At 64.2% G+C, this 2,553-nt stretch carries 3 protein-coding genes; 2 read left to right on the top strand and 1 reads right to left on the bottom strand.

Annotation, left to right across the window (positions count from 1 at the left end):
• On the top strand, window positions 1–375 hold a 375-nt coding region (locus WCA85_RS16870; protein WP_424065758.1), incomplete at its 5' end, for a CoA transferase.
• Window positions 376–439: 64 nt separating this feature from the next.
• Here the strand turns inward: WCA85_RS16870 and WCA85_RS16865 are convergent.
• Window positions 440–1,186 (bottom strand): GntR family transcriptional regulator, encoded by a 747-nt coding sequence (locus tag WCA85_RS16865; protein ID WP_424065757.1) that lies wholly within the window; start codon window positions 1,184–1,186, stop codon window positions 440–442.
• Between the two features lie 155 nt (window positions 1,187–1,341).
• Here WCA85_RS16865 and WCA85_RS16860 point away from each other — a divergent pair, with 155 nt between their 5' ends.
• Window positions 1,342–2,187 carry an aldo/keto reductase gene (locus tag WCA85_RS16860; protein ID WP_424065755.1) on the top strand — a complete coding sequence of 282 codons (846 nt, stop codon included), beginning with the start codon at window positions 1,342–1,344 and terminating at the stop codon, window positions 2,185–2,187.
• Window positions 2,188–2,553 lie beyond the last annotated feature (366 nt).

Genomic DNA, 2,553 nt, shown 5'->3' with positions numbered 1-2,553 from the left:
ACTGAGAGCCGGGCGGTGCAAAGCGACGAGCCCAGGCATCTGCCGTGTCAGGCGCTCGATCATGCGACGGGGTATCTTGCCGCGTTCGGCGCATTGGTCGCGCTAACGCGCCGGGCCACCGAGGGCGGTAGCTGGCATGTGCGTGTGTCGCTCGCGCAGACGGGCCGCTGGCTGCAATCGATGGGGCAACTCGAGGACGGCTGGCGCGCGCCGGATGTTGCTATCGACGATGTTGAGGACTGTCTGGAGCGTGTAGATTCTCCGTTCGGCGTGGTGCGCGGGACGTCGCCCGCCGAACGGATGTCTGAGACGCCGCCGTTCTATGGTCGACCGCCGGTGCCAATCGGAACGGATGAGGCGTGCTGGGCGAGTTGAGGCGTCCCCTCGTGCCGCCCTGGTGCCCCTCGTGTTGCTTGGGCCGAATTGCACCGGGTTGCGCCTATTTGCGCAATTCGGCGACGAAGTCGTAGTAGTCGTTGCGGCAATACGTATCGGTGAGCTCGATCGCACGTTGATCGGTGGTGTAGCCGACGCGCGTGATCAGGAGCAGCGCGTCGTTGGGCGCGATGCTCATCTGCTGCGCGATCTCTTCGCTCGCGTTGACGGCGCGAAAATGCTGCAGGGCTCGCACGATCCCGAGGCCGCGCTGTTCAAGGTAGCTGTAGAGCGAATCACCGATTGCCTGCGGGTCTGGAATCAATGCAGCGGGAAACGTTGAATTCTCGACCGCCATCACGATGCCGTCTGCGAGGCGCAGACGCCGCAAACGCGTCACGGCCGCTGCCGGCGACAGGCCGAGCTGGATGACCTCGTCGCGATTGGCGGGCACGATTTCGCGCGAGATCCACTGCGAGCTTGGACTGAAGCCGCGCCGCCGCAGCATTTCACTGAAGCTCGACAGGCGTGACAGCGGATCTTCATAGCGCGGCGTGATGAAGCTGCCCGCGCCCTGCGTGCGCCGGATCAATCCCTGTTCAACCAGCAATGCGATGGCCTTGCGCGCGGTGATGCGCGAGACGCCAAGCGCTTCCGACAGCACGCGTTCCGAAGGCAACGCCTCGCCGGCGTTCCAGCGGTTTTCGTGAATCGCGTTGCCAAGCTTGCGAGCGAGTTGCAAATAAAGCGGCGTATCGTTTTGCGGGTCCGGACGCAGATCGCGCCAACGGTCTTCCGAGGCAGAGTTCATGTGGCAGACGCAAGAAGGGCAAGCGGCAATTCTATGACATTGGCGCGTTGCGTTATAGCGGGCTTTTGCCTGGGGGCCGATTTGAACTGCGTCTGGCGGATAAACTGGTGATCCAATGGGCCGTTCGCAGGCCCTGCGCAACCGAAGGAGAAAACATGACGAGCGATATCGCCACTGTGAGCTTGCCCGACGGCGAGCGCATTCCAAAGCTGGGGCAGGGTACCTGGGAGATGGGCGAACAGCCGGCGCGCCGCGAGACGGAGATCGCCGCGTTACGTGCGGGTGTCGACCTTGGCATGACGCTGATCGACACCGCCGAAATGTACGGCGACGGCGCCACCGAAACGTTGCTGGGCGACGCGCTCGCGGGCCTGCGCGAGCGTGTCTTCCTGGTGAGCAAGGTGTATCCGCACAATGCCAGCCGGCGCGGCGTGCAGGCGGCTTGCGAACACAGCCTGAAACGCCTGAAGACCGATCGGCTCGATCTGTATCTGCTGCACTGGCGCGGCTCGGTGCCGCTCGCTGAGACGGTCGAAGGCTTCGAAGCCTTGCGGCGGGCCGGCAAGATCCGCCATTGGGGCGTCAGCAACTTCGACGCAGAAGACATGGACGAACTCATGTCGGTGCCGGGCGGCGAGGCGTGCGCGACGAACCAGATTCTCTATAACGTGGCGCGACGGGGGGCGGAGTTCGATTTGCTGCCCCGGCTGCGGACACGCAACATACCCGCGATGGCCTATAGCCCGGTGGATCATGCGCGCTTGCCCAAGCGCTCGCCGCTCGACGACCTCGCCGATGCGCGCGGCGTCTCCGTGTTTCAGATAGCGCTTGCGTGGGTGTTGCAGCAGCCGGAAGTGTTTGCGATTCCAAAGGCAGGGCGGGTCGAACACGTGCGGGACAATCATCGTGCGCTCGAACTGCGGTTGAGCGCCGAAGAATGCGCGGCCATCGATGCCTACTTCAGACCACCGCGCAGCAAGCGACCGCTCGAGATGCTTTAGGCGTTGGTCTGAGCGGATTGTCGGCATGATTGCAGGTTGAATGCTGCGTGGCTCGTGCAATGTCTGCGCCACGTCAATTGATTTGCCGTCGATGCGGCGTTTGATGCCTGTGTGACCCGGCTGCGGCGGTGACGCTCGACCGGGGGATCGAGGCGCCACCGCCGACATTTGCCGGGTGGGGCTTGCCAAGCTGGATGACCTCAGACGGGGTGGGTACGGATCGGGGGTTCCATACCCAAGGATCTAGTGCCCGTTACCGCCGCTGTTGCCACCGCTACCGCTGCCACCCTTGCCTCCGTGACTGCTACTGCCGAAGCCGCCGCCAAACCCTCCGCCGAAGCCGCCACCGAAGCCGCCACCGAAGCC

Origin of the sequence: Paraburkholderia sp., assembly GCF_049581445.1 — a bacterium.
Lineage (GTDB): Bacteria > Pseudomonadota > Gammaproteobacteria > Burkholderiales > Burkholderiaceae > Paraburkholderia.
Note: the sequence above shows the minus strand (reverse complement) of the source record. Positions and strands in the feature narration are given on the sequence as shown.

Bases quoted from the DNA above. Each gene is read 5' to 3' on its own strand.
- WCA85_RS16865 (WP_424065757.1), bottom strand. From the start codon at position 1,186: ATGAACTCTGCCTCGGAAGACCGTTGGCGCGATCTGCGTCCGGACCCG.
- WCA85_RS16860 (WP_424065755.1), top strand. From the start codon at position 1,342: ATGACGAGCGATATCGCCACTGTGAGCTTGCCCGACGGCGAGCGCATT.